At 42.8% G+C, this 22,419-nt stretch carries 16 protein-coding genes; 5 read left to right on the top strand and 11 right to left on the bottom strand.

All coding sequences use genetic code 11. The features are described from left to right. Nucleotides 1-53: 53 nt before the first annotated feature. The 6 genes from AC59IL_RS28500 to AC59IL_RS28475 form a co-directional block, all read right to left on the bottom strand. Nucleotides 54-2,975, bottom strand: coding sequence for a DUF4132 domain-containing protein (locus tag AC59IL_RS28500; protein ID WP_496555632.1), 2,922 nt, complete (start codon nt 2,973-2,975; stop codon nt 54-56). Between the two features lie 162 nt (nt 2,976-3,137). Beyond that, entirely contained in the window at nt 3,138-4,277 is a 1,140-nt protein-coding gene (locus tag AC59IL_RS28495) for a VWA domain-containing protein (RefSeq protein WP_496555631.1), read from the bottom strand. A gap of 7 nt (nt 4,278-4,284) precedes the next feature. Continuing rightward, nucleotides 4,285-6,582, bottom strand: coding sequence for a DUF5682 family protein (locus tag AC59IL_RS28490; RefSeq protein WP_496555630.1), 2,298 nt, complete (start codon nt 6,580-6,582; stop codon nt 4,285-4,287). A 45-nt stretch (nt 6,583-6,627) separates the two neighbouring features. Next, entirely contained in the window at nt 6,628-7,707 is a 1,080-nt protein-coding gene (locus tag AC59IL_RS28485) for an ATP-binding protein (RefSeq protein WP_496555629.1), read from the bottom strand. Nucleotides 7,708-7,717: 10 nt separating this feature from the next. Then, nucleotides 7,718-9,202 (bottom strand): DUF5691 domain-containing protein, encoded by a 1,485-nt coding sequence (locus tag AC59IL_RS28480; protein WP_496555628.1) that lies wholly within the window; start codon nt 9,200-9,202, stop codon nt 7,718-7,720. A 90-nt stretch (nt 9,203-9,292) separates the two neighbouring features. Beyond that, nucleotides 9,293-10,594, bottom strand: coding sequence for an SWIM zinc finger family protein (locus AC59IL_RS28475; protein WP_496555627.1), 1,302 nt, complete (start codon nt 10,592-10,594; stop codon nt 9,293-9,295). Between the two features lie 189 nt (nt 10,595-10,783). Between AC59IL_RS28475 and AC59IL_RS28470 the strand changes: the two genes are divergently transcribed. The 4 genes from AC59IL_RS28470 to AC59IL_RS28455 all read left to right on the top strand — a co-directional run bounded on the left by AC59IL_RS28470 (nt 10,784) and on the right by AC59IL_RS28455 (nt 13,843). Further along, the gene (locus tag AC59IL_RS28470; protein ID WP_496555626.1) at nt 10,784-11,134 is read left to right on the top strand and encodes a VOC family protein; all 351 of its coding nucleotides are present in this window, start codon (nt 10,784-10,786) and stop codon (nt 11,132-11,134) included. Nucleotides 11,135-11,212: 78 nt separating this feature from the next. After that, nucleotides 11,213-11,461: a carboxypeptidase-like regulatory domain-containing protein gene (locus tag AC59IL_RS28465; protein ID WP_496555625.1), complete on the top strand. Its 249-nt coding sequence runs from the start codon at nt 11,213-11,215 to the stop codon at nt 11,459-11,461. Further along, the gene (locus tag AC59IL_RS28460; RefSeq protein WP_496555624.1) at nt 11,424-13,640 is read left to right on the top strand and encodes an outer membrane beta-barrel protein; all 2,217 of its coding nucleotides are present in this window, start codon (nt 11,424-11,426) and stop codon (nt 13,638-13,640) included. Before AC59IL_RS28465 ends, AC59IL_RS28460 begins: the two co-directional genes overlap by 38 nt. A 35-nt stretch (nt 13,641-13,675) precedes the next feature. Beyond that, nucleotides 13,676-13,843, top strand: a complete 168-nt coding sequence (locus tag AC59IL_RS28455; protein ID WP_496555623.1) for a hypothetical protein — start codon at nt 13,676-13,678, stop codon at nt 13,841-13,843. A gap of 4 nt (nt 13,844-13,847) precedes the next feature. Here the strand turns inward: AC59IL_RS28455 and AC59IL_RS28450 are convergent, their stop codons facing one another. The 4 genes from AC59IL_RS28450 to rpoN form a co-directional block, all read right to left on the bottom strand. After that, nucleotides 13,848-15,329, bottom strand: a complete 1,482-nt coding sequence (locus tag AC59IL_RS28450; protein WP_496555622.1) for a two-component system sensor histidine kinase NtrB — start codon at nt 15,327-15,329, stop codon at nt 13,848-13,850. A gap of 9 nt (nt 15,330-15,338) precedes the next feature. Continuing rightward, the gene (locus AC59IL_RS28445; protein WP_496555621.1) at nt 15,339-17,327 is read right to left on the bottom strand and encodes a PAS domain-containing sensor histidine kinase; all 1,989 of its coding nucleotides are present in this window, start codon (nt 17,325-17,327) and stop codon (nt 15,339-15,341) included. A 124-nt stretch (nt 17,328-17,451) separates the two neighbouring features. Next, a complete protein-coding gene (locus tag AC59IL_RS28440; protein ID WP_496555620.1) occupies nt 17,452-19,017 on the bottom strand; it encodes a sigma-54-dependent transcriptional regulator in 1,566 nt (521 codons plus the stop codon). An 83-nt stretch (nt 19,018-19,100) separates the two neighbouring features. Then, the gene (gene rpoN / locus AC59IL_RS28435) at nt 19,101-20,522 is read right to left on the bottom strand and encodes an RNA polymerase factor sigma-54 (RefSeq protein WP_496555619.1); all 1,422 of its coding nucleotides are present in this window, start codon (nt 20,520-20,522) and stop codon (nt 19,101-19,103) included. A gap of 181 nt (nt 20,523-20,703) precedes the next feature. Between rpoN and AC59IL_RS28430 the strand changes: the two genes are divergently transcribed. Continuing rightward, nucleotides 20,704-22,071 carry a sensor histidine kinase gene (locus AC59IL_RS28430; protein WP_496555618.1) on the top strand — a complete coding sequence of 456 codons (1,368 nt, stop codon included), beginning with the start codon at nt 20,704-20,706 and terminating at the stop codon, nt 22,069-22,071. Here the strand turns inward: AC59IL_RS28430 and AC59IL_RS28425 are convergent. Beyond that, nucleotides 22,040-22,366 carry a single stranded DNA-binding domain-containing protein gene (locus AC59IL_RS28425; RefSeq protein ID WP_496555617.1) on the bottom strand — a complete coding sequence of 109 codons (327 nt, stop codon included), beginning with the start codon at nt 22,364-22,366 and terminating at the stop codon, nt 22,040-22,042. The two genes, AC59IL_RS28430 and AC59IL_RS28425, sit on opposite strands and share 32 nt — an antisense overlap. Between the last annotated feature and the right edge of the window lie 53 nt (nt 22,367-22,419).

The following is a 22,419-nucleotide window of genomic DNA, read 5'->3' as shown; positions in this document are numbered from 1 at the left end:
AAAGTAAGAAAACTGCTTCGGGGGTTTACTTTTTCATTTAACATTTCTCATTCTTAATTTCTTATTTTAATAGCTTTTATGGCGGCTACAACTTCTGAGTAAAACACCGACGATAAATCACCCGCAGGAATAAGCCTTTCATCTTTATCGTTTGACGGATTATCGAACCAGTTGGCCTTATTTTTAGAAGTATCAACAAAATATAATTTTCCCAGCTTTGCGTCATCAGTAAATCCAAACACCGCTACTCCATCTACCTGCAATACAGCTTCAATGTGGCTTGCGTAGTCGGTATAGTGAAAAGTATAAATATAGCCTCCATCGCCGGTATCGCCTTTTCTCCAGCCATATTTATCAAATGTATTTTTTATCGAACCTGAATCGGTAGGCACGTTCACAAAATCCTGTATGATCCTTTTGTCCTTATCTTCTTCGGGCAACAGGTACACCGGTCTTTCGAGCTGCGGAAAAACAGGCTCAATAGATAGTTCAAAGAATTGTTTTTTCCATGCCTGCAATTCCTCCGGTGAAAACGAAATTGGATGTACAATGCCTATTGTTTGGGTTTCGGGAGCATCTACCTCATTACCCTCTTTATCAATCAGCGTGGTATCTTCCTGGCAAAGAAAAGAACTGATGAGCTGCTGCTTTTCATCGTATATACCCCATAATAATTTGGTGGCGTAAATAAACATGATGGGATTGTTCAAAAAGAACTGTTGCCATTCGGCATAGCTCCATTTGCGCTGCACCACCAGGTAATGCTCAAGCCGCGAAGATTGCGCTTTCACCACATCGCGTACTTCTTTGGCAATACCTTTAAATTCTTCCTTTAATTCATTACCGGCTGCTGCGGGTAACGATTTTAGTTTTTTATTGTCTTCGTTAAAGAAAGCCAGTTTAAAATTGCTGTCAACAAATGCACGGTATTCATCGCCGTTTATGGTAAAATGTTTAAAAAGCCCTTCAAATCCAAAATCAGGAACTATTCTGTCGCCTAATTCGTGAATAGATATTTCCAGCTCTTCGGCGGCGGCAGTAAGCGCTGTTAAAGCGGTTTCGCTTACATAGGGTTTTTTGTTGCGGTATTTGCGCGAGAACCATTCAATCCATCGTAATGCCTTGTTGCTTCCCTGTAAAGCAAGGGCTTCGATGCCGTATTCGCTCATGGCTTTTCTTCCGCCATCGATCCATTTGTTAATGGCGGTACAAAACTTATTCACTATATCATCGTTGCCAAACAGGGCAGCCAGTAACAGCAGGAATTTATATTTTGCGTCGAACTCTTTTTCTTCAAATGCTTTATAAACAGCTTTTGCAAAGTCGGCCGATTTTTCCCTGTCGATCAGTTGCAATACCGGTTTAATTTCTGCATCGGTACGCATACCTTTAACCCGCGACATGCGATACAGGATCAGTCTTGTTTCTTCGTTAGTAAGCCGGCGGCCCGATAAAAGATATAAACCGGGCAATGTTTCTTCATTCAGCCAGGGAAACAGGGGCCGTTTTAATTTGCCACGCGTTTTGGCGTTTTCCACCATTTCGGTGATGGCTTCTTCGGTAATATGTGTTGAAATTTCACGGCCACAGGTTTGCCATATTAAATCCCTTGTTTCGTCGTCGGTTTCGGTATCAAGTGCTTTTTTAAGTGTGTTCATGGCTTCGGGTGAGCCAAGGGTTAATAAAATGCGGGCAGCCATCAGGCGGATATCTTTGTTTGTATCTTCAATGGCTGCAATAGCTTTTTCCGTTAGGCTGCCATCATTTTCTATCAAAAATTGTATGGCCAGGTTTTCGGCATGTTTTGACTGGTATTTTTCGAACTGCCACAGAACGTTTATGTCAAACTGGCCATTATAATTTTTTAATTCATTAAATATATACTCCTGCCGTTTTTCTTCATGGTATTTTTCATCTTTTTGAAAAACAGCTTTGAGCAAATAAGGAATACAGGAATTGCCTAAAACGGAGTTGAGCATTTGCAGTACTGGTTTTTTCAAAACAAATTGTGCAGCCAAAAGCTGTTCAAGCAATTCGATGCCCCTTGCTTCATTTTCTTTTAGTATAAAATACAAAGCCCAGGCATATTGGGGCATCGATAAATACTTTTCATCTGTTCTCTTATAATAGTCCGATGAAAAATCAGATTCATAATAATTTTTGAGGTTATTTAAAAAGTATTGGAAATAAGCTTCTGAATTGGCAACCAATTCCTTTATATTCTTTTCAGGATTATAGTCATTATAAATGAGATACAGATAATAAATTTTGGTTGACGAAGACAGGTTGTCGATGATGTTTTTATAAAAAGGGCCATACGCTTCGAAGTCATATTTCAAAGCACATGCCATTGTTCGGGTATGGTAGTGATCACCACTATTTTTCAAATGCTTATGAATATACTCTTTTATCTTTTCCCTGCGGCTGCGAAATAAAAAAACAAACAGGTTTCTGTTGAAATCTCTGAAGGAATCACTACCCATTTCTTCATTTAGTGCCGATTCAGGCATTCGCGATAACCGGTCGTGTATAAAGTTTAACACCGGTGTGTTGCCATTAAGAATTTCATGGTCTTTAAAATGTACCAAAGAAGAAATAAAAAAGAAAGTCAACTTATCATCTTTCCACTCAAGTTTATGATATCTGTTTAAAATTTTATCAAAAACATCCTGATTGTCATCTTCTCTTAACGGGGCTAAAAATCTATGGGCCAGCTCTATTTTAACGTATCTTAAAATGGATGGGCTTGTAAATAAAGAAAAAAGCAACGTTTCATTTTCAGTAGTAATGTCTGGCGTTAGCAATAATTCATGCAGCAGGTGAAACCAACGGTTGTCAAACTTATCAGTGAGCGTTGGTAACTGGCTGATCTTTCCCGTAAGGTATTCATAAGAGAAATTGTAACAATCAGCCGGTATCTCTACCCTGGACAAACGTTCATAATACGGGCTTAACTGCTCGGGCGTAAAGGGCATATTGGTTGGGTTTTTGGTTTTGGGTTGTAAGGGTTATTTTGTGAATCTATAGAGAAGTAATTTATTCAGCTTCGCTGATTTTGAGCAATTTAATGGCACGTACACCTGCAAGCACTGACGTAGGAGGGTTGTAATTCTTCAATCGTAAAGGCCATAGGGTTGTTATTTTTTTAATACCAGGTCTTCTTTTGCTGCCCACAGACCTATATCCTGCTTGCTTAAGGCGGCGGCCATCAGGTCGGGAAACTTATCGGGCGAACAGGCAAAAACAGGTATGCCAAGGTTCGATAAAAATTGCGCATTCTGGTGATCATAGCCGGGAGCGCCATCATCGTTCAACGCCAGTAATACCACCACCTGCACGCCGGCGGAAACCAGCTCAACAGCTCTTTTGCGCATTTCGGCCTCATTGCCGCCTTCGTATAAATCGGTGATGAGCACCAATACGGTGTCGTTGGGTTTGGTGATGATCTGTTTGCAGTAAGTAAGTGCCGCATTGATATCAGTACCGCCGCCTAACTGAACGCCAAACAACAATTCAACCGGGTCGGTCAGTTCTTCGGTTAAATCGGCCACGGCGGTATCGAACACCACCATTTTAGTTTTGATGGCAGGAATAGAAGCCATTACCGATCCGAAAATACCTGAATACACAACCGAAGCGCCCATCGAACCGCTTTGGTCGATACAGAGTACCACATCTTTTAACGCATTTCTTTTGCGTCCGTATCCGATGCGTGTTTCGGGGATCACTGTTTTATACTCAGGCTGATAATGTTTCAGATTTTTAAGAATGGTAGCATGCCAGTTGATTTCATTATGGCGTGGCCGGCGGTTACGCACACTGCGGTTTAAGCTGCCCACAATGGCCTGTTGCGTTGGCTGCGATAGCTTTCGCAATAATTCATCAACTACCTTTCGCACCACCATGCGCGCGGTGTCTTTGGTTTTATCGGGAATTACCTTGCTTAATGTCATTAAGGTGGCTACGAGGTGTACATCGGGCTCCACATTCTCGAGCATTTCTTTTTCAAACAACATTTGTGTCAGGTTCAACCGCTTCAGCGCATCCTGCTGCATTACCTGAACGATGCTCGAAGGAAAAAACGTACGGATGTCGCCCAGCCAGCGGGCAACATTAGGCGAAGATGCACCCAGTCCTCCCTGTCGTTTGCTGTCGTACAGGGCTTCGAGTGTTTTATCTATTTGAATATCCCGTTCGCTCAGCGATATACCGGTACCGTCGTTTTGATCGCCACCGAGTATCAATCGCCATTTACGAATATGTTGTTCGTTGTTCATTGTGTGTTTATTTTACAGGTAAACCCAGCAATTGCATAATAACCGGAATGCCCTGTTGCGCTCTTTCGACATCCAAACCGGTTTCAATCTTTGGCAATACAGCAGTGCCGCTGCTGCCGGCTTTTACTTTTTCGCCGAGCTTTCTTCGTTCGGGCCCCGAAAAATTCGAAAACGTACGGCGCAACAAAGGCAGCAGTCGTGTAAATATTTCTTCATCCAGTGCGCCCACCCAGTTGTTAACGAGGTTCCACAAATCGTGGTCGATTAACAAAATGGTGCCGCTTCCTTTTAAAAAACCTTCGAGCCAGGCTGCAGCTTTATCGGGCTGGGTAGCGGTTGACATGGCATAGTGAAATGCTTTGATGAGTTCATCTCCTTCCAGTAGTTTATAATCGGCCAGTAATCGTGTAGCATAACCCGCAATGAAAGGAGATGTATTGCTGGTAGTGGCAATGGTTTGTAATGTTTGTTGCCACTGGCCGGTGATATCAGGCTGTTGTAACACATTCACCGCATCGGTTAATTTAAAAAACAGGTCGAGCAGTTGTTGTGCGGCTTCTTCATCTACCAGGGTGCAGGCTGCAGGCAAACTCACACAAATGCGAGTGATCATGCTGTTTACAATACCCAGCACCAGGTCGGCATCGGTTTTGCGCACGCTGCCATAACGGCTTACCTGTACCAGGCCGGGCACCACTTCCATTAATTGTATTACATCGCCGCTGGCGGCTGCCAGATTATTGATGCAATTGATACATTCTTCTACAGCGCGGTGCAGCTCGGCCGGAATGGTATGTGAAAGCAAGGCGCTTACTGTACTTAACGAAGTGGCCTCATTGGCTTTTTTAATTACAAACTTTTCAGCGGCTTCGGCAACGGTATTACCCCAGTTGCCTTTTTCAATAATGTCGATAGATAAGTTTGGGTTCCATTGCAGGCGCCATGATTCTTTAAAAGTTCCTTTACCTGAAGTGTCCTGTTGTTCGCCCCACTTTATATCGAGTAATAGCAGTCGATGTAAAAATATGCTGCGCTCCAGGTCGGTATCTTTTCGCAGGTCTAATGTGTAGTCTTTCCAGTCGGCGGTGGCGGGTAACCGTAATTTCTTTTGCAGCTTTTCAATATCTACCTGAAGGGGTGGTTTGGGAATTTCAGTGGGCACTTCGCCAATGCGGTTGCTTACGATCAGGTCGTCGTGGATCAGCTGCATTAATATATTTTCGCCATTGCACAGTACGGTGCGGGTGGCTTCATTCAATTCTTCGAGACCTGCTTTATTGAGGTTGCGCAAATAAGCCAGTGATTCTGCAAGGCGAACAGCCTCTATCACATGCGCCACTGAAGTATCCATTTGCTGCTTTCTTAACAGCTTTGCTACTTTAGCCATCCAGCGGGTGCCATCGTCGACCGGGTGATGCCATATGTGATCATACCAGCCGGGCGATTCAATACCTGCTCCATACCCGCTATAAAAGCTCAGGCGACTATATGTCCACGGTATCCATGTGCATTCAACTTTTACTTTCGGCAATCCTTTCAACAGGTCGTTGTCGTCTTTTGGTTTGGGCATATTCACCAATGCTGGCGCATGCCAGGCGCCGCAGATTACCGCAATGTTCTGGAACATTTCTTTCTCGGCCTGTCGTATGGTTTTGCGCATCCATGCTTCCCGCAACAGTTCCCTTCTGTCTTCTTTGTGAGCAACCGTTTCGCGCAACACCTGCATAGCTTCGGTAACAGCGTCAAACACCTGTTCGTTGTTATGCCGGTGCTCGAACATATGCTCCCACCACTTTTCGCCATCATCGTAACCGGCCACTTCGGCGAGATAAGAAATGGGATCTTTTTTGATGGTTATTTCAGGTTCGGCTGTTGCTTCATTATTGCGTAATGCATAATTATTTAATGATGCATCGGGGTCGTTGCCCTGTTCATTTGTTGTTTTGCTTTCCTGTTCTTTTAACAGCTGCTCGCGTTTTTCTTTTTCAAGCGCAATATGATGGCCTATGGGAAGATCCATAAACCGTATATGTATATTGTTTTTACGGGCGTACAACATGGCCTGCCATTCGGGCGAAAATTCGGCGAACGGATAAAACAAAGATTGCTGCAGATCATCGGGCTGGTATACCAGAATCGCAACAGGAGGTTTCAGTTCTTTATGGTGAACCCATTGTATCAGGGGATCTGCCTCGGGCGGTCCTTCAACCAAAACAATATCCGGCTTCAATTTTTCCAGAAAATCTTTTACGTTTTTTGCCGAACCGGGGCCATGGTGCCGTATGCCTAATATGTGTACCGACATGGTGAATGGTCAATGGTGAATGGTCAATAGTTTACTGCTCAACGCTTAATTCAGATCCCGGCAGGCGCGGTAAATATCTTTCCAGTCTTCGCGGGGTTTTACAACTGTTTCAAGATATTCCTGCCATACCAGTTTGTCCTGCACGGGGTCTTTGATTACCGAACCAAGGATCCCTGCCGCAAGGTCGGCTGCTTTTAATTGTCCATCGCCAAAATAGGCAGCCATGGCCAGTCCATTGTTTACAACTGAAATAGCTTCGGCGGTACTCAATGTTCCGCTGGGCACTTTAATTTTTGTTTTACCATCGATAGTAACCCCATTGCGCAATTCACGAAAGATGGTTACAATGCGACGGATCTCCTGCAGGGCCGGTGGCTCGGCCGGTAATTCCATCACTTTTTCAAAACTTTCAACCCGCCGTTTTACAATATCAATTTCTTCTTCCATGGAGTCGGGAACCGGTAAAATAACGGTGTTGAACCTACGCTTCAGGGCGCTTGACAATTCGTTCACTCCTTTATCGCGGTTGTTGGCTGTAGCTATTACATTAAATCCTTTCACCGCCTGTACTTCGGTATTCAATTCGGGAACAGGTAAAGTTTTTTCTGATAAAATAGTAATGAGCGTATCCTGTACGTCGGCCCCAATACGGGTGAGCTCTTCAATACGCACAATTTTTCCCTCTTTCATAGCACGCATTACCGGTGTTTCGACCAATGCGTTTTGTGAAGGGCCTTCGGCCAGCAGGCGTGCATAGTTCCAGCCATAACGAATGGATTCTTCACTTGTTCCTGCAGTGCCCTGAACGATCATGGTACTATCGCCGCTTACGGCGGCTGATAAATGTTCACTCACCCAGCTTTTGGCAGTACCGGGCAGTCCATACAACAACAAAGCTCGATCGGTAGTAAGTGTGGCCACCGCAATTTCCATCAATCGTTTATTGCCAATGTATTTGGGCGATACTTCAAATCCGTTTTTCAGTTTACCGCCGATAAGGTAGGTAACTACCGACTGGGGCGATAACTTCCAGTTTTGCGGCCGCTTGCCGCTGTCCTGCTTTTGCAGTTCTTCCAGTTCCTGTGCATATAATTGTTCGGCATGCAGGCGTAATAAGGCAGACATAATGGTTATTTTATTCGTTAAAGGAATTTATGGTTTGTTTTTTTAAGTTGATGAGCTTTGCAATATGTTCACTGGTATTGCTCCAGTAAGATCGCAAATGCGCTTCGGGCGGACCGCATTTGTCGAGCTCCGTTGCCATACCAACCGGTATGCAATGAATATTTTTACTATAAAAAGGCTTGTTGAACTGATAGGCGTTTTTTGCTGTGTATTTAAAAATGGCTTTGGTAAGCTCTATGCTCCATTCATCTTCGCGCTGCACAGCATAATCAATAATGTTATCAGCAAACTGGTCGATAAATTTTAAACTGTAAAATTCCTGTTGTTCAACGGGCAGCAGGGGAATGATATCAATAAAAAATACATCGCTGTTTTCCATAAAAGCCAATGCCCAGCGACTGTCTTTGAAAGAAACAATTGAATTAATAAGTGCACGTATTAATTTTTTACCGGTATTGTCTTTCTGCCACGATTTTATAAGGGAGCCCGGTGTGTTTTGCAGATGTGTTTCCCAAAAAGAAGGGGGAACCGATTGCGCCAGCTGCAACACAACATATTCATCATCGGTAAGCTCTTTGGTGTTGCTTAGTTTGTCGATACCTGTTTTGTAAATGCTTTCATCGATATTGGCGGGTAGCTGCAGGTGCAGGTGTTTTTCGGATGATATGCCCATCAACTTTTTTTCAGTTTTTATGGTCACTGCCTGCTGTAATACCTGCTGGTATTTTTGTACAATGGGCGAAGCAGGAATTTGCTTTAATAACCGGAGCGCTGTTTCTTTTACCTTTTTGCTTTTTTCGGTTGAAAGACTTTCTAAAAATGCAATATCATCTTCGCCAATATTTGTGATAAGCAATTGCAGCAATTCGGCTTTTGTATTGGCATCTTCCTGCGCCCATGTTTGCTGCAACCATTCCCGCGCCTGTGTGGGATTCAACTGCCGTAATTGCTGCAACACGGTTTTGCGTTGTTCGGGTGAACCTGTTTGCCACAATTCTTCATCGGTTGCGGCGGCCGAAAAATTCCATTCGTTGTTTAAACGGGTGAGCCATTCGCCCCGTTTGCCGCAACAGGATACTATCAGGTTTTGTAATTTTTTTTGCTGCACGCCTACGTTCAGTAACAGCGGAATCAGCTCGGGAACAACAATGCGTTGCTTTGAAGCGCATTGCTGTAACCAGTAGCGCAGCAATGAATAGCTTTCCGTATCAAGAATGTCTTTTAAGGTGTGCATGGCCAGGGCCGAACCGTATTCTTTTTCTTCGGTACCTGCTATGGCAATGGTTATTCCTTCTTTTTGCAAAGGTGTAACCCCGCACTGACGATAATTAAAAGCCAGTGCAGCTGTTTGCAAAAACTGTTCTTCTTTGTCAGATGTACCTTGTTGTATGGCTGTTGCCGCATTGCTTATGCCGGCTGGTAATTCATCGGCACTGAGCGCCCTTTTATCTGTGCCCATCAGGGCAGTATTTATAATTTGATCCCAGAATTGCATATCCCCTGTGTTTAGGTGAATGGTCAATGGTCAATGGTGAATCCGCCTCTCCGCCAGTTGGCTGATTCGACGGACGAAGTGATCAATGGTCTATAACAATTTATACTCATCGTTATACCAGGCGCCGATAGGCTCGTATGTTTTTTCTTTGCCTACAACAGCAATATTCAATGCCTGGCCTCCGCTTAATGATAATAGCTTCCAGATATTTTTAAACCCGCTTTTAATGTTCATAAGGGTATTGTTGCTGTCTTGCAGCCACCATTGCTGATTGTACAATACAGGGCGTACCTGTTCAATAATAAAGGGTCGCTCGCTGCGAAAAGGCAAGGCGCTGCTGTAGGCTGTTTCGGCTTCAACTACCTGTTGCCAGTTGATGAACCCTTTGTATTGTTGCGTTTTTTCGGCATTCATTTGCCGTTTTACGATGGCGCGTAAAGGAACAACTGAAGGATAGTAAATCAGTTCAGCCTGTACAAATACGCCGGGCATTAAGTTTAACTGGCCGCCCTGTCCGCGTATCAGAAACTGCAGTACCAATGCGTATTTGTTGCTGGTTATGCCGTACAGCCAGTTTCTTTCAACCGTTAAATTATCATCTTCGGTAGTTTGTTTGCCAAGCACCAGCCATGTATCGGTAATGCCTGTTTGCTCTTTTAGTTCATCCTGGTTTTGTGTAAAACCTATCCAGGCGCGAATATCCTGCTGAAGCGGGGCAGGCAGCGATTCGCTTTTTGTAAAACCTGTAGTTACAAGATAAATGCGCAACAGCTGGTCCATGAATTCAGATTGCCAGCCTTCGCGGTAAAAATTAATTTCACCAAGATTTTTTATCATGCCTGCGAGACCCGGGGCCTGCGCATCTACCATTCTGCGCGCCATATTTTCGAACCAGGCTGAGCCTTTTTCAGGCATATTAATAATACCGTTGCGGATGATGTCTTTTATCCATTGTAATAATTCCTCAATGCCATCGGTCACTTTTTGTTCGCGCGCCTGTTTTCGTTTTGCCTGCGCGGCTTCGTCAACCGGTTTATCTTTTTGTTCTGCCTGTTTTTCCTGCCGCTCGCTTCGTTTGGTGATCCAATCAGCTACCCAGGCAGGCATTTCATTGGTGGTAAAATCGTTCTTATGCCGTGCATAAAGCAACAGCAAACCGATGCCATGTTTACAGGGAAATTTGCGGCTGGGACAACTACATTTAAAAGCAATATTTACAAGGTCAACCTGGGTTTGATATGGCTTACTGCCGCTTCCCTGGCATTCGCCCCATAGTGCAAGGTCGTTAACTCCTTTACTGACCCATTTGGCGGCATTGGATAATTCTTTGCCTGATTTTTTAGAAGACTCATCGGGAGCCAGGGCAAGTACTTGTTCTTCGGATAAGTGCAAAACGCAACAATTTTAAAGTGAACTTATAAGAACCAATTTACAAAAAACAAAAAGCAAAGCTAATATTTCGTACAAATTAAATTGTTTTTACCTGGTAATGTAACCGTTATGATTGACACAGGGCGTGTATATTTCGAACACATGATAATTAATGAAGTATTTTAGCAAAATATAGCCTGAAAATATTTTATGGAGCTGAAATTAATTGTTGTAAGAACACCTGATCCTGCAAAACTGGCGGATTTTTACATTTTACTGGGTTTATCATTTCATCATCACCGGCACGGCAATGGGCCGTGGCATTATTCGGCGCAAATACGGCAAACAATTTTTGAAATTTATCCCCTGAGCAAAACTCAAAGTAAAGCTGATGAAAATTTGCGCCTGGGGTTTTCGGTTGATAATTTTGACAATACTGTTGAATTGCTGCGTAACCGAAATACCCGTTTTATTAATGAATCAATGCAAACCGAATGGGGCATTATGGCTGTTATCGAAGATCCTGACGGAAGAAAGGTAGAATTGTATAAAAGCGCCTAAAAAGCAGGGAAGCTTAAACAAATTGTTATAACTATATAATTAGTTGTAAAACTAAATATTTAGTTATATGTTTGTCGCATGAAAAAACTCTTCTCCTGTGCTCTGTGGCTGGGCATTTTTTTCATTTCATATAATAAGATACATGGGCAAAGCAGTAATTCGTCAGGTATTACAGGAACCGTGCTCGATTCATTAACCGGTAAACCTGTTGAAGGAGCGACCATTGTTTTAAAAAAAACAATTGATACGTTGTATCATAAAACCGTTTTGAGCGAAAAAGAGGGCGCGTTTGCATTATCTCATCACTGTAACCCATACAGGTTATAAAATATTTAAGAAGCAGTTTACCCTTGAAAGAGTAAGCGCCGGTTTGCAACTGCTTATTAAAATACAGGCGGGCAGTGAAGCATTGAAGGAAGTGGTGGTTACTTCAGAGAAAAATAAATTAGTAGAAATTCAGTTAGATAAAGTTGTTGTGAATGCAAGCGCCCTTATATCTGCAACGGGCGGTAATGCCGTAGATATTTTAAATGGTTCGCCCGGTGTAATGGTCGATGAAAATGGAGGTGTAAGTTTAAAAGGCAGGGAAGGTGTAATTATTTATGTAGATGACCGGCCAGTTCAGCTTTCGGGCACCGATCTGTTGAATTATTTAAAGTCATTGCCTTCGTCGCTGATTGATAAACTTGAACTGATGAGCAATCCTTCTTCAAAATACAATGCCGATGGCGCTGCCATTATTAATATCAAAACCAAAAAAATAAAAGCAAAAGGTTTTTATGGAAGTGTTTCGGCAAGTGCCGGATCGGGCCGGTATTTTAAATCGAACGGCAGCCTGTTGCTTAACTATAAAATGAACCGCTTTAACTTCTTTATGAACATAGGAGCTTCGGCAAATAACACTTATTTTTTGTCGAACCGGCAACGAAAGTACAGTTATCCCAATGCGTCGCTTTCATATACTTTGTTGCAGGATGTTCATGAAATTAGCCACGATAATAGCGGCAATTACAGAGCAGGGGTCGACTATGACGTGAGTAAACATACTTCCCTTGGCATCATGGCCGATGGATATACCGAACCGTACCGCGAAAAAGGCATTTACAGCAACCGGTTTATCGATCCTTCGGGCAAATCAGATTCATCTATTGTTTCGAATAGTCGTTTTAACAGCAAGCCTTATCGCAATTCGGTGAATGTTTATATAATGCATTTGTTCGATGGAATGCATAAAGAAATATATATCAACCTCGATTATTTGCGCTATACTACCAGAGCGGCTCAAACGCTCGAAAGCAATGTATTCAAACCGGCCGGTTCGCAAACAGAGCAATATACACTGCTTACCGAAAGCCCTTTTGCTGCCAGTATTTACAGTGCAAAGGCCGATTACAGCGACACCATTTTTGGAAAAATAAAAATAGAACCGGGCATTCAAACCATCAATTCTATCAGAAACAATACCAGCAGTTATTTTACGAAACAGGAAAATGTATTATATCCTAACGAGGAGTTGAACAACAGTTTCCGCTATCGCGAAACTATCAACGCTGCCTATATAAATCTTAAAAGAAATTTTAACAGGTTATCAGCACAGGCAGGCATCCGGGTTGAAAGCACCGCGGGCAATGCCGTGCAATATGATAGGCCGTCTAAACCCGATACTTCGTTCAGTATTCACTATGCCAATTGGTTTCCCACGGCTTATCTGATGTATACTATCGATAAAAAAGAAAAACATCAGTTGAATTTTTCAATAGCCAGGCGCATTGAAAGGCCGGGCTATTACGACCTGAACCCTTCAACATTTTTCTTCGACCGCAATACATCCAATTCGGGAAACAGTTTGCTGAAGCCTTCGTTCATCACCCATATGGAATTATCGTACACGTATAACAAAAAGCTTACTGCCGAATTATCATATAGTAACGCAAAAGGATTCATTACCCGCGGTTACAAACAGGTGGGCGACGCATTTATAGGTGTTCAAACAAATCTTGACCACGCTACCGATATAAGTCTTAATATAAGCTGGCAATTTAATGTGTGCCGCTGGTATACTGTAAACATCTATCATGAGCTTGAAGATCGCCATTTCCGGAGCCGGATCTTTAATGAAGATCTTTGGGAGGATAAGCGGCTTACCACTTTTTATTTGAAAGCATACAGTCAGTTTAAATTCACCAGAGGCTGGTCGGCCGACCTTACCACCACCTACCGCAGCAAATTGCTTCAATGGCAGTCGTCTATCCGTCCACTTGCGCAAATGCATGCCGGCCTGCAAAAAAAGATCAATGAAAAAGCTACGGTTACCCTTGCCGGGAATGATATATTCCACACCTGGAAAGTAAGGCGGGATATCAATATTCAATATGCATCCATTTATTATTATCTCATTTTCGACACGCAGAAGTTTGCCATAACCTTCCAATACCGGTTTGGCAAATCGGTTAACAGCCGCGAAAGAAAAACGGGAATTGAGGCGGAGGCGGGAAGGGTGAATTAGATAGGCAATAGGCAATGAACAATAGGCAATGGGCAATGAGCACCAGGCAAGTGGTGGCGAGTGCGGGTAGGCAGTTGCCGGTTACCAGTTACCGGTTACCAGTTACCTGTTACCTGTTACCTGTTACCGGTTTTCCCGGAACCTGGCAACTTGTAACAGGGATCAGGAACCAGAAACAAAAAAACAGAAACCAGAAACCATAAACTTTTATTGCTCGCTTTTCATTTCCTGTATAGCTAATACTTCAGGATTCTTTTTGAACGTAATAATGAACGAAGTGCCCACATTTACCTCCGACTTCACATCAATTGAACCTTTGTTCGATTGAATGATATTTAAGGTGCTGGCAAGGCCAAGTCCCATTCCATTGCGTTTTGACGTAAAATATGGTTCAAATAACCGCGAGATATTTTCTTCGTTAATACCACAACCATTGTCGCTTATAATAATGTTATGATCGTCGTTTGATTTTATAACCACCGATATGCGGCCACGCTTATGATGAATAGCCTCGGTTGCATTCACCAGTATATTCGAAAAGGCCAGCTTTAGCTTTTCCTTGTCGACCGTAACAATCACGGGCTCATCGGGGTATTTTATTTCGAGTTTTATACCCTGCAATGTAAGCCGGTCGATGGCATCGAGAATGCTTTCGTCCATGATGCTTTGCAGCACATGCGGCTCCATTTTCATTTCGGCGGGCCGCGACGAGTTCAGCAATTCTGTTATCAGAGCGCCTATACGGCTACTGTTGCGCTGAATAATTTCAAAGTAAGTTGAACTGTTTTCATTAGCGCCGGTTTCGTCGCGCAGATGCTCAACCGATAAATTGATATTGTTAAGCGGGTTGCGAACTTCGTGAGCGAGGGTGCGAATAAGGCGGCCGGTAGCGGCCAGTTTTTCGATTTGCAGGGTGGCTTTTTCGGCTTTTTTAAGGTTGGTAATATCGTGCACAATACCCTGCATGTAACCGATGCCGTTATTATCTTTTTCGAGCGATGCAGAAATGACGCAAATGCGATGTTCGCCCTTTCTGTTACGTATTTCGGCCTCCATATCATTTACTTCGCCGCGTTCGGTAAACAGAAACCTGAATTTTTCCTGGTCTTTATTATGAACAAAGAGATCGTAAACGTTTAAACTGATCAGTTCGTCTTTGGTATATCCTACCAGGTCGCTGGTAGCGCTGTTTACGTCTTTAAAGCAACCTTCCATATCGGCAGTAAATACCATGTCTTTCGACCGTTCGAACATATTGCGGTATTTGCGCTCATTGGCGCGTAAGGCTTTTACCGAGGCAGCCCTTTCGAGGGCATACCTTATACTGCGTTCGAGCTTTTCTTCGTTCAGCTCGCCTTTTATGAGGTAATCCATAGCGCCTACGCGCATGGCTTCCATATCTACATCGTGGTTGCCTTTACCGGTTAATAAAATTACCGGTTCCTCACAACCGGCTGCTATGGCTTCTTTCAGCAGGTCGAGGCCCGTTTTGGCGCCGAGGCGATAATCGATGAAATAAATATCGTTGCGCCGGTTTTTCATCTGGTCCAGCGCTTCTTTATAACTATAACACCAGTTTATCGAAAAGCCTGAAGATGGGATGCTGCGAATAAGATCGCTGGTGATAATGAAGTCGTCTTCATCATCATCTACAATCAGTATACGGGCCTGTAGTTTAGGTACTGTCATCAGAAAAATTTATTGGCTTTCCGGTAATATTACAGTAAAGGTAGCGCCATTATCCGGTTCGCCGGTAGCATAAATAAGGCCCTTATGCTGGTCGGTAATTTTTTTGCAAATCGCTAACCCGATACCTGAACCCGGGTATTCGGTTTTGCCGTGCAGTCGTTGAAATATCTGAAAGATCCGTTCGCTGTATTCGGGTTCAAATCCGATTCCATTGTCTTTGAAATCTATTTTAAACCAGTTTTTGTCTACATCAAGCAAATGCTGTTCTTTTTGCCTGCGCGTTAAACGATGGCTACGGATGCTGATAACAGGAGCAACGTTGGCCCTTTTGAATTTGATTGAGTTGCTCAGCAGGTTGTCGAAAAGTTGTTTCATTTGCGACGGTATGGCCTTTATTACCGGCAAAATGCCAACTTTTATCTCTGCTGTTGTTTCCTCGATTTTAAGTTCCAGATCGGCCTTTACGTCTTTTAAAACTTCGTTCAGGTCAACCGTTACATAAGGCTGGTTGGTGCGTGCAGTTCTGCTGAATTCGAGTAATGTGTCGATCAGCAGGCGCATGTTTTCGACCGATGCAGTAATACGGTTTAAATACAGCTGCCCGTCGGAACCAAGTTCGGTTTTGTATTTATTTTCGAGCCGTTCAATAAAGGTGTTTATTTTTCGCAGCGGCTCGTTCATATCATGTGAGGCCACATAGGCAAATTCTTCCAACTCTTTATTGCTGCGGTCGAGGTCTTTAATTTTTTCTTCGAGGCTAACCTGGTACTGGCGTAAACGGGTTATGTCGCGACTGGTACCAATGGTTTTTAGCCAGTTGCCTTCACTGTCGTATATTAATTTGCCCGAAGTTTCGATCCTTTTTTTACTTCCGTCATTGGCTGTGATCTGGTATTCGGAAGAATAGTTTTCGGGTTTTTCTTTGTTCGCAACAATGGATTCGGTAATGGCCTTGTTTTTATCGTAGTATTCTTCGTGCATGTGTTTTCGGTACAAGGCTTCGTTGATTACGATTTTATTTTTATCTGTTTCAGGATCGTAGCCAAACAACCGGTACATGCCATCTGACCAAAAGAAAATGCCGGTGCGGGGGTCAAATTCCCAGGTGCCGTAATTCAGGAATTTTTCATTTTCCTGCTTCATTGCTTTATAGGCAGCCAAATCGCGGTACAGCTGCAATTGTTCTGTAACATCGATGGTGCTGCCTATTACCCGTACCAGCTCATCTTTATCGTTTCGTATTATTTTGGCTTTTTCACGAACATCTTTTATGCGGCCGTTAACATCGCTAACCTTGTAATACAAATCATATTCATGATGTATTAAATGGTCTTTGCGGTTGTATAACACATTATCGCGATCGGCTTCAACAATGTGCTGTAAATAAAATTCAGGCGTAATATCGGGTTTGTAAGTCAGCGGATCATAGCCGAGCAGTTTATACAAACCGTTGCTCCAGATTAATTTATTTCCGGCTACATCCCATTCCCATACGCCGAATTTCAGTACTTCCTGCGTATCGTTAAACAGTTCTTCAATTCGTTTGAACTTATTGGTGGTATCAATTTCTTCGGTAATGTCCTGGGCGATGAATAAAATACTGATGGCATTACCCAGCTTGTCGCGGTCGAGCACCGTGCCCATGGTGCGAAAATATTTCCATTGGCCTGCTTTATGGTTCAGGCGTGAATTGTAACTGTGACTTTCGTTGTCGGGAAGTGAATAGAACTTTTGAAGCTCTTTATTAACCAGTTCCAGATCGTCTTTATACACCAGTTTCATCAGGTCATCGTCCCAGCTCACGATATCGTTTTGGGTATAACCCAGCAAATCGGTCACTTTGCGGTTGATGTACTTTAGCTTTTTACTATCGGCATCAAACACGTATATAATGGCCGGAAAAAAGTCGGTTATTTTATCCGGAAGCCCATCGTGAACACTGTTGGATTGAAACAAAAGCTTCAGAGGGTTAATCTCCTGATTTATTAGTTCTTCCATCAAAGCCTGGACTTATTTTACGCTTAATGCCTAACGCAGAACGCTTAACGCAGAACAGAAAGCTAAGCCAACTGTGTGGGCATTGGGCGTTATGCGTTGAGCTTTTAGCGTTTAGCATTGTTATTTACTGGTTATTAAATTCCTGATATTGTTTCATTTTATTGTACAATGTTTTTCGGTCGATGTTCAATAATTTGGCGGCTTTACTTTTGTTAAAATTCGATTTTTTCAGCGCTTCGATTATTGTTTCATACTCTGCATCGATGCTTGCATTTTTTAACGATAATTCGCTGTGCGAGTGATGCGGATGCGGCCGTGGTATTTCTGCTTCGGAAATAGGGGATGGTAATGGTGGGGCAGGTATTACAGTTTTGGTTTCTGAATGCATGAAAGGTGCTTCGGGTGTTTCATCAAACTGTAAACGGGTAAAGTTCGATATTTCGAATGGAAGTGTGTGTGCTTCGATATAGGAGCCTTCTGCCAGCAGGGTGGCGCGTTTAATTACATTCTTCAGTTCGCGCAGGTTGCCATACCAGATATAACTTCTGAAAATTTCTTCAACTTCCCTGGTGAAGCCTTTTACATTTTTTTCGAGCTCTTTATTGGTTTGCTGTAAAAAGTGCCGCGCAAAAACCATTGTATCATCTTTGCGTTCGCGCAGAGGCGGCACCACAATGCTGAACTCGTTAAACCGGTGAAACAGATCTTCACGGAATTTACCACGGCGGGCAATATCCCATAACTTTTCGTTACTGGCTACAATAATGCGAATGTCGAGGTCGATATCTTTTGTACCGCCCACTCTTCGCATTTTTCTTTCCTGCACAACGCGCAATAACGAAACCTGTATATCGTACGAAAGGTTACCAATTTCATCGAGGAAAACGGTACCGCCGTTAGCAATTTCGAGGCTGCCAATTTTTTGATTTAAAGCGCCGGTAAACGAGCCTTTTTCGTGCCCGAATAATTCGCTGCCTGCCAGTTCTTTCGACATGGCGCCGCAGTCGATGGCAACAAACGGCATGTTTTTACGCCGGCTGCGTTTGTGTATTTCCTGGGCAATGGCTTCTTTGCCGCTGCCGCTTTCGCCGTAAATTATAATGCTGTAATTGGTAGGCGCTACCAGATCAATTTGTTTGAGAATTTTTTTAAATGAATCACTGTCACCAAAAATATAATCACCCGAAATAATGATTTGCTGTTTCTTTTCTTTTTCGGCATTGGTTTGTTCCACGTCGGGGGCCGGTGCGGGTGCCGGTGTATAAGTGGCCGCTCCGTCGGTAGGTTTAGCGGCAGCTACAGTGGTGGTAGCGGCGGTATCGGCAGTGGTTTTGTTTTGTAATGCTTTTTTTATGGTGACCAGTATTTCATCGGGGAATAATGGCTTGCCTATATAATCGTATGCACCCAGTTTCATTACTTCTACTGCCACTTTAATATCGCTGTAGCCTGTCATGATAATAACCGGCACTTCGGGCAGTTGTTCTTTTATTTTTACCAGCAAAGTTGTTCCATCCATATCATCGAGCCTGAAATCGCACATCACCAGGTCGGGTGTAAACGAATGAATAAGTTCAAGTGCCTTTTTGCCTGCATACACTTCGGCCACTTCGTAGTTATGTTTGGTGAGAAAGCGTTTAAGTAACAGGCAAATATCCCTGTCATCGTCTATTACAAGTATTTTCGGCATCTTCAAATTTACTTTTTTACTGTTAGTTTATAATGGTTTTTCCCATATTTAACTATTCACCAAATTTAGTGATACTGTTGGCGTTATGCCCATATTGCACGCATCTGGGCTACCGGTATCTGTAAAATCTCCCGGTATTTGGCAACTGTTCTACGGGCTATGGAAAAACCCTTTTGGGCTAAAATGGAAACGAGCTGCTGATCGGTATAAGGATTTTTTTTGTCTTCTTTTTCAATGGCGTCTTCAATGGCCACCTGAATAACCCGGTTACTGATCGCTTCGCCTTTTTCGTTGATAATTCCTTCGGTAAACAGATCTTTCAGTAATATCATGCCAAAAGGGGTATCTACGTACTTATTGCAGGTAATACGCGATACGGTTGAAATATCTACTCCGGTAATATCAGCTATATTTTTCAGGATCATCGGTTTCAGCAGTTTTATATCGCCTTCGCGAAAATAATCGTACTGCATGTTTACAATTGCTTTCATTATTCGCAGCATAGTGCCTTCGCGCTGGCGTATAGCACTTACAAACCATTGAGCCGACTGGTACTTATTCTTTAAATATTGTGCCGCAGCCGCGTCTTTTTTGTTTTTCTGGCTGTCGGCCACTATTTCTTTCCATTCGCGGCTTATAAAAAGGGAGGAAGATCGCTGGTTATACAACGACACTTCGAGGTAATCGCCTTCCTGAACGATCAAAAAGTCGGGTATGATATGATTGTTGGCGGTAGCTCCTTCCTGTACCTCGGCCACCGGTTTCATTTTTAGCGAGCTAATCAGCTCCAGAATGATCTTTAATTCATCTTCCTCAAGGTGCAGGCACTCCATAATTTTATCCATATTACGGTTGCGTAGGTCCTGGTAGTGGTTCTGCAACAGGCAGATGGACTTTTGTACATCGGGCCGTTTGGTATTCATGGCTTTTAACTGAAGCAGCAGGCATTCGCAAATGCTGCGGGCACCGATGCCGATTGGGTCAAGCTGTTGTATGGCCGCCAGCACCGATTCAAATGCCTCAGCTTCTATCCATGTTTTACAGGTAAATGAATATTCTTCGGCTACCTTGTCTAAAGTATTTTCAAGCAGTCCGCTGTCGCTGAGCGAGTCGATCAGGTAATCGGCCAGTTTGGTTTGCTCTTCGTCGTTCCAGCATAACCTGAATTGTTTTTTCAGATCGTCCCTGAAATCTGTAGAGGCTTTCAGCGGACTAAAAGTTTTTTCTTCATCCGGCAAATAATTACTGTATTCCATTTTGTAATCGGGAATATCGTCGTAACCGTATTCGTCCCAGTCCTGAAAATCCTGAACCTGTTCTTTCGAATATTTATCTGCATTAGATTCTTCTTCGTCTTCCTTTTTTTCGAGAAAAGGATTGTCTTCCAGTTCCTGTTCAATTCTATGTTCTAATTCGAGTGTATTTAAATGAAATAAATTGAGTAATTGTATCTGCTGGGGCAAAATTTTCGTTTCCTGCTTCTGCACAAGATTCTGCTGTAACATACCGGTTGGTTTTTCTTTATTAACTTCAAGATGCTTTCCATTTTGACCAGTTTGACAATTTAATTTTAGTTTATTGATTGTTAGGTTATTGTCAGTGAATCGTTTTTTTACTATGTTGCGTTATTGAAAGTTGATGTGGTGGAATGTGGAAAATTATCCCCGATTTGTAGAATTGATCGCTATGAAAAAAAGATTATTTTTTATAATTACCGCATTCATCTTATCGCTGATCATCATTATGCTTCTTTCATATCTGTTATATGAAAGTTATGTGCGTGCCAATGCGCAGAACCGCCGCATTGAACATGCGTATAAAGTAAGTCTTCAAACCAGCGAGCTCGAAAACTATATCAAAGAAGCTGAAACCGCTCAGCGCGGTTATCTGTTAACCAACGACAGTGTTTTTCTGCAGCCTTTTTTAAGTATCAGAAATGATATAAAACCGAAATATGACTCTCTGAAACGGCTAACGGCAGGCAACCGCGATCAGCAGCAATTGTTAAACAAAGCAGGTTTGCTGATCAATAACCTGATCGATCATTTTCAGCATAGTGTTTATCTGAAATCGCGTTCGGGCCTGTTAGGCAGCAAAGAAAATATGGATAGCCTGCGTGCTGTTTTTGAAAAAGTGCAGGATGAAGAGATGAAACTGGTGAAGTATTATTCGGTTAATAAGCACGAATCGAGCATGCCGCGGTATTTTACCGCTATATTCCTGTTTGCGTTCATTATATTTTTTATTTCGTTTCTGGTTATATTGAAAGAGTTCAGACAGCGGTCGTTATACCAGAAACAGCTTGAACAAAAAATGAATGAAACCAATGCCTATAATATCGAGCTGGAACAAATCGCTTTTGCCACATCGCACGATTTACAGGAGCCGTTACGCCGCATTCGAACTTTCAGCGATCGCTTAATATGGAAATACCACGACCAGTTGAATGATGAGGGTAAAATGATTTTATCGAGAATTGATTATTCGGCGCGCCGCATGCAGGGACTGATCGAAGATCTGATGAATTTTGCCAATCTTGTTCGCGGCGATGAACGATTGAGCACGGTTGACGCCAATCAGCTGATTCAAACGGTTGTCGAAAGCCTGAAAGCTGATATTGATTTAAAAAAGGCCATGATACATATTGGCCAGATGCCATCGATCACCGGGTTTGAGCACCAGTTGTTCCTGATGTTTAAAGCGCTAATTGATAATGCCATCAAATTTGGAAAAACAGGGATACCACCGGTAGTAACCATTCAATGCGTTAAAACCACCGGCCAGGAACTGATGCATATCGATAAAAAACTGGGTAAGAAACAATTTATTCGTATAAGCATACAGGATAATGGAATTGGTTTCGGCAATGAGTTCAGCCAGAAAATATTTCTGATATTTCAACGGTTGCATGCCGATTCGGAATACGAAGGCAAGGGCATTGGGCTGGCAATTGTTGAAAGGGTAATGACCAATCACAACGGATATGTACTGGCATCTGCCCAGCCCGATAAGGGCGCCCTGTTCAATTTGTATTTTCCTGTACCGGAAGGTTAACCATATCAGCCATGAGTTTTATCTGATGCCTGATGCTTTCAAATGCTTTCGACACGGCGATTTCCCAACGGGGCCCATGGCTATAGCCTGTATATTCTCCGCAATAAGCGCCGATTTTTACCAATGCAGCAATTATATCATCGTCGGGATTCGATAGTGTTATTTCTATGATATAGATCTCATCGAGGATTTCTTCCAAAAGATTTGCTTTGAGCGATGATAAAAAACTAATCTCTTCAAACGGAATATCCTGATAAGTGTGCTTATCTATATGTAACAAAAAGCTCTTCTTCATAACCCAAAATTTTCTTATTTCTGATTTTGAGATTTAGTGATTTTGATTTCGTT

The sequence above is a fragment of the Niastella sp. sgz303648 genome (genome assembly GCF_059587045.1).
Note: the sequence above shows the minus strand (reverse complement) of the source record. Positions and strands in the feature narration are given on the sequence as shown.

Coding starts and splice junctions, on each gene's coding strand:
- AC59IL_RS28500 (WP_496555632.1), bottom strand. CDS start 2,975: ATGCCCTTTACGCCCGAGCAGTTAAGCCCGTATTATGAACGTTTGTCC.
- AC59IL_RS28495 (WP_496555631.1), bottom strand. CDS start 4,277: ATGAACAACGAACAACATATTCGTAAATGGCGATTGATACTCGGTGGC.
- AC59IL_RS28490 (WP_496555630.1), bottom strand. CDS start 6,582: ATGTCGGTACACATATTAGGCATACGGCACCATGGCCCCGGTTCGGCA.
- AC59IL_RS28485 (WP_496555629.1), bottom strand. CDS start 7,707: ATGTCTGCCTTATTACGCCTGCATGCCGAACAATTATATGCACAGGAA.
- AC59IL_RS28480 (WP_496555628.1), bottom strand. CDS start 9,202: ATGCAATTCTGGGATCAAATTATAAATACTGCCCTGATGGGCACAGAT.
- AC59IL_RS28470 (WP_496555626.1), top strand. CDS start 10,784: ATGGAGCTGAAATTAATTGTTGTAAGAACACCTGATCCTGCAAAACTG.
- AC59IL_RS28465 (WP_496555625.1), top strand. CDS start 11,213: ATGAAAAAACTCTTCTCCTGTGCTCTGTGGCTGGGCATTTTTTTCATT.
- AC59IL_RS28455 (WP_496555623.1), top strand. CDS start 13,676: ATGAGCACCAGGCAAGTGGTGGCGAGTGCGGGTAGGCAGTTGCCGGTT.
- AC59IL_RS28450 (WP_496555622.1), bottom strand. CDS start 15,329: ATGACAGTACCTAAACTACAGGCCCGTATACTGATTGTAGATGATGAT.
- AC59IL_RS28445 (WP_496555621.1), bottom strand. CDS start 17,327: ATGGAAGAACTAATAAATCAGGAGATTAACCCTCTGAAGCTTTTGTTT.
- AC59IL_RS28440 (WP_496555620.1), bottom strand. CDS start 19,017: ATGCCGAAAATACTTGTAATAGACGATGACAGGGATATTTGCCTGTTA.
- rpoN (WP_496555619.1), bottom strand. CDS start 20,522: ATGTTACAGCAGAATCTTGTGCAGAAGCAGGAAACGAAAATTTTGCCC.
- AC59IL_RS28430 (WP_496555618.1), top strand. CDS start 20,704: ATGAAAAAAAGATTATTTTTTATAATTACCGCATTCATCTTATCGCTG.
- AC59IL_RS28425 (WP_496555617.1), bottom strand. CDS start 22,366: ATGAAGAAGAGCTTTTTGTTACATATAGATAAGCACACTTATCAGGAT.